6 protein-coding genes are annotated in these 4,804 nt (G+C 68.5%); 2 read left to right on the top strand and 4 right to left on the bottom strand.

The window, feature by feature from the left end:
* From RT309_RS13670 to RT309_RS13655, 4 genes are all read right to left on the bottom strand, one after another.
* Nucleotides 1-848: alpha/beta hydrolase (locus tag RT309_RS13670; RefSeq protein WP_313357908.1), on the bottom strand; the 848-nt coding region annotated here is incomplete at its 3' end.
* Nucleotides 845-1,855 (bottom strand): MAB_1171c family putative transporter, encoded by a 1,011-nt coding sequence (locus tag RT309_RS13665; protein ID WP_313357907.1) that lies wholly within the window; start codon nucleotides 1,853-1,855, stop codon nucleotides 845-847. The genes RT309_RS13665 and RT309_RS13670, both read right to left, overlap by 4 nt.
* On the bottom strand, nucleotides 1,852-2,316 hold the full coding sequence (locus RT309_RS13660) for a hypothetical protein (protein WP_313357905.1): 465 nt from the start codon (nucleotides 2,314-2,316) through the stop codon (nucleotides 1,852-1,854). The genes RT309_RS13665 and RT309_RS13660 overlap by 4 nt, the downstream gene beginning before the upstream one ends.
* A 59-nt stretch (nucleotides 2,317-2,375) precedes the next feature.
* Nucleotides 2,376-2,858 carry a hypothetical protein gene (locus RT309_RS13655; protein WP_313357903.1) on the bottom strand — a complete coding sequence of 161 codons (483 nt, stop codon included), beginning with the start codon at nucleotides 2,856-2,858 and terminating at the stop codon, nucleotides 2,376-2,378.
* Between the two features lie 261 nt (nucleotides 2,859-3,119).
* On the opposite strand from RT309_RS13655, the gene RT309_RS13650 reads away from it, so the two are divergent.
* A complete protein-coding gene (locus tag RT309_RS13650) occupies nucleotides 3,120-4,199 on the top strand; it encodes an ImmA/IrrE family metallo-endopeptidase (RefSeq protein ID WP_313357901.1) in 1,080 nt (359 codons plus the stop codon).
* Nucleotides 4,199-4,804: bifunctional DNA primase/polymerase (locus tag RT309_RS13645; protein ID WP_313357899.1), on the top strand; the 606-nt coding region annotated here is incomplete at its 3' end. The genes RT309_RS13650 and RT309_RS13645, both read left to right, overlap by 1 nt.

Below are 4,804 nucleotides of genomic sequence, written 5' to 3'. Positions count from 1 at the left end.
CACGGGATCGCGAGGTGCCCGGCTGCTGCAGGCCATCCGCTGCGGGCGCAGTTGGTCTTGATGACTTCGGTCCAGTTGAGGACTGGGGAGTCGAGTATGAGCGCGGCGATCAGTCCCTGATGTCGCGGGTGGTCGGCGAGTTGGAGAGCGACAGCGGCCCCCATCGACCAGCCGAACAGGACAATCTGCTGCGCTCCGCGCCGGACGGCGTATCCGATGGTCTCGTCAACGTCGCTCGTCTCGGCGTAGCCGAGGGTCGTCCGGCCGGTGCCAACTCGTGGCCCTTCGTCGGTGTTGCGATAGCTCACGACCAGGGATGTGTAGCCGAGCTCGGTTGCGGCGAGGACGCCGCGGAGGGTGCCGGCGCGGGTGCTGCCGAGGCCGTGGATGTGGATGGCCCAGGTCGCGGGGTCGCCGTCGATGCGCCAGGCCGGGCATGGTCCTGCGGGGGTCGTGATGGTGATGTCGCGTGCGTGGAGTCCGGCGTCGGCTGGGGTGGCGTAGTAGATGCCGCTCCAGGAGGCGCAATCGCCGGTCTTCGGAGTGAATCCCGATGTGGTGCCCGTGATCCTGCGAGCGACGCGGGTGGGTCCGCGATCGACGGTATCTGTGGAGAGCTGCGCCCAGCCGCCGTGCTCGAACCAGAGATTGTAGATGCCTGGCGCGGTGGCCTGGTCGGTGCGGTCGAGCACGATCAGGTCGCCGTCGTCGGCGTGCTCGACGCCTCGAACGGTGAGGTCGGATATTCGTGGGCCGACGGGTGCGGTGAGCCGCCGCGCGATGGCCCAGCCGACCCCGGCAGCCGCTGCCGCCGCGGCCCCAGCGCCGAGAGCGATGCGGCCTATCACGACTCCCGCTCCTCGACGTAGGGAACGGGCGAGGTCGCCGCGAGGGCGCTGTCGCTTCCGACGAGGTGGCTCTCGGCGCGTTCGAGCAGGTCGCGGTCGTCGGTGCTGATGTCGAAGGTGACGCGGGGGTCGATCATCGCGTCGCGGATTTCGACGATCACTCGGTGGAGGTGCCCTTCGGGGTCTTCGCTACTGGCGGCGAGGGGGTCGGCCTGGCTCAGCCCAGGCCGTGCGCGCGTCGCCTGGTGCCAAAGCGACTCGAGCTGCGCTGTGAGGGCGACGGTCTGCCTCTGCCGGGCGTGGTGCTGAGCGCGACGGACGGCAGGCTGGATCGCGAACCCGGCACAGAGGAACACGAAGGTCAGGACGGAGAGCGGATCGTAGGCGGACTGGATAGTGTGCATGAGGTCGAGGTGGCCGGTGGCGTGACCAATGTCCATGACGATCACGGCGAGGCAGAGCGCGACGCCGAACGCCGAGCCCAGGCTCAACAGTGCCGCGGGGAGGTGCTGGATGCCCGTGCTGTGCCGGTACTGCCTTATGGCGAGGACGAGCATCGCCACGACAATGACGAGGCAGTAGGTGAAGTTGATGATCGAGTAGACCGCCGCCGCTGGCTGTGCGCCGAGGTCGATCATAAATCGTGTGGTAGTGGTGCCGCGGTCGATGAGCAGGAACGATGCGGTAACCGCGAGCAGCGCTACGAGCAGGACGGGGATGCTGACGGCGGCTCGGACGAGCCTGGGCCGGTACTCGCCGGTCTTCATGACGCCGCGGCCGAGGAAGAACAGCCCGGTCATCAGGAGCGCGTCCGCGATCAGGGTGGCGAGGTTGGTGCCACCGAGCAGTCGATCGACGGCGCTGTAGGCGGCATCCACGTTGAGCGTCATCGCGATGGCAATGGTGAGGGCGGCGTAGGTGATGCTTCGGTCGGTGCGTTTGCGTCGGAAGATGAGCAGGCTCGCCACGAGCGCCCACATGAGCGTTGCGACGAGCGTCTGGATCATCCGAATATCTCCGAGTATCTGGACTCTGCGAACACCGATCCTCGGATGCCGGCGGCGAGCCGGTCGGCGAGGAACTCGGCGGCGATCTCGGTTTCGCTGTCGAGGTCTTGCCGCCTGAGCAGGCGACCTCTGGTGTACGGCGGGATGTTGGGCAGCAGTGCCTCCCCGACTGCACAGTCGTCGCCTTCGCCGTGGCCAAGGATCATGTGGGCGAGCTCGTGGAGCACGAACTGCTGGCGATGCAGCGCGGAGTCGCTGCGCGCGTGAAGCACGACGTCTTCGGCATCGGTGGAGAGCCAGAGCGCGCAGAGGCCATCGTGGGTGTCGAGGCCGGCGAGTTCGACGACGCGGAGCCTACGGTGGCGCCGGTCTTGGACGGTGTGGAGGAGATCGTCAAGGGCGAAAGTGTTGCCGAGCTCAAGGCCCGCGACGGCCGCCGATACGGTCTGTTCGATGTTCACGGTTCGCCCCTTCTCTGTAGGGAGCAGGGACCGGTGGCGGCTCCGTCGCGCGGTACCGGTCAGTGCTCGGGCATGTGTGTCATTTCCTCGTCCAGGAACTTGGTGATGGCGTGGAGTGCTTTCGGCGAGATATCGCCGAGGGTGCGGGCAGCGTAGGACTTCACCTTCGCGGCACGCATGGACCGAACCAGGTCGAGCTGCGCAGAGACCTTCTCGGGAGTGGCAGCACCGTCCTCGCCGAGCAGGAACGCGGCGTCCACGTCGAAGAACTCCGCGAGCCCTTCGAAGACGGCGGGGTCTTGGACGTAGCGGTGGCCGTTGACCATGTACGTCCAGCGCGACCGCGACAGGTTGGTGCCTCGTTCTTGGAGGTAGCCGGCGATCTGCGAGTAGGTCGGCTCCGTGCCGGACTCGGCGACGGCGACATCCATCAGGAGCCGCAGACGTTTGGCGAGGTCTTCGGCCGCAGCCTGGCTCTCGTCTTCGGTCATGGTGGCTGACCCCCTTCCCTTCGCGACGGGCAAGGCATCGATGTAGGCCACCCGGAGGGTGGTTGTGCATGCTCAACCGTACTCGTTGAGCATGCACAAATCAAGGCTTGCGCATGCTCAACGATCGATGTTAGAACAGGACTCCGGGGGATTTTGAGCATGCTCAATGCAGGCGTCCCGGCCTCGGCTCGGGCTGCCTCAAGGAGGTGAACGATGTCCAGCTCACGGTTCGGGCGCGGGTGTTCGCGCCTACCTGCCAGGTGTACCGCCGCGCGCAGCCGCGTCGCGGCCCGCCGAAGAGGAGGCCGGAGCATGGCATCGAACGAGGACGCCCGCGCGGCGCGAGAGGCGAAGCTCGACGAGCTGCACGAGAAGCTGACCGGAGCGGTCGAGTCGCTGGTCTCGGGTGACGATTGGCGGCAGGCGCTCGCGTTCGCGGCACGGTTCCGGTCGCGGTCGTTCAACAACACGATGCTGATCTGGGTGCAGCACGAAGCCGCCTACGAGGCGGGCCGAGTGCCAGAACCCTTCCCCACCCTGGTCGCCGGATACCGGCAGTGGCAAGGGCTCGGGCGGCAGGCAATGAAGGGCCAGCCGGGGTACATGATCTTCGCGCCCGTAACGGGCCGGTTCGCTACCGCGACCCCTGCCGATGCGGGATCGTGGCGACGGCTCGGACCGAGGGAGAAGCCGAAGGCCGGCGAGGTGGTGCGCTCGCGGATGGTCGGGGCCAGGCCGGCCTACGTGTGGGATGCCTCCCAGACCGACGGCGAGCCGCTGCCGGTGCCGCCCGCTCCGACGCTGCTGGAAGGCGAAGCACCGACGGGGCTGTGGGAGGGGCTGGCCGGGCAGATTCGCGGCGCGGGGTTCGAGGTGCTGCGGGTGCCGCACGAGGGGATGATCTCCGGCGCGAACGGCATGACCGACTTCGAGGCGCGCACGGTTGCCGTGAGGGAGAACATGGACCCTGCCGCGAAGGTCAAGACCCTCGCGCACGAGCTGGCGCACGTGCTGATGCACGATCCCGACGACGAAGAGGCGCGGCAGCATCGCGGCATCCGCGAGGTCGAAGCCGAGTCCGTCGCGCTGATGATTGGCGCCGCGCACGGCATGGACACCGCCGGGTACACGATCCCGTACGTCTCGACCTGGGCCACCCGCGTGGACGGTCAAGAGCCCGCCCAGGTGGTGCAGGGCACCGGCGAGCGGGTGCGGAAGACCGCGCTGGCGATCCTCGACCAGCTCGACACGCTCCAGGGCGGCGACGGCACCCCGCCCGGCCTCGAACGCGACACCCCCAGTCCGCGAACTTCCCGTGCGGCTGCGCATGGGGTGGAGGCGGATCGTCCGCGTGTTGCGCCGGTGCCAGCGCTGGCAGGGCGAGGGCTGTGATGCCTGAAGCATTCGATGTCCTGGCGGCGCTCATCCGTGTGGATCGCGCGCCAAGCCTGGCGTTCGCGGCGGGCGCCCTCGCGGCGGCCCGCGTGCCCGTGTTCCCGTGTCTGGTCGAGGGGAAGCGTCCGCTCACCCGTCGTGGGTTCCTCGATGCGAGCAGCGACCCGGAACAGGTCGCGGCGTGGTGGTCGCGCACACCGGACGCGAACATCGGCATCCCGACGGGCGCTGCATCGGGCGTTGTCGTCGCCGATGTCGATGTCCATGGCCCCCACGATGGCCGCGCGGCATTCGAGCGCGCCTCCGAGGCGGGGCTCGTCGATGGAGCGGGTCTGCTGGTGCGCACACCCACCGGTGGCGCGCACGTGTACTTCCCGGCGACACAAGGCAGGGAGCAGCGGTCGTGGCAGGCAGCTGACGTGGGCGTCGATTTCCGGGGCGACGGCGGCTACATCATCGCTCCGCCTTCCCAGCGAATCATCGACGGTCATGTGAAGCGCTACGAGGTCGCCGATATCGCCGCGCACTCGGTCGGGACGGTGGACGCGGCCCGGCTGCGGGACTTTCTCGACCCGCGCCCCGTCGCCCCGTCGCGCGCCAGC

Origin of the sequence: Microbacterium sp. (genome assembly GCF_032084865.1) — a bacterium.
Lineage (GTDB): Bacteria > Actinomycetota > Actinomycetes > Actinomycetales > Microbacteriaceae > Microbacterium.
Note: the sequence above shows the minus strand (reverse complement) of the source record. Positions and strands in the feature narration are given on the sequence as shown.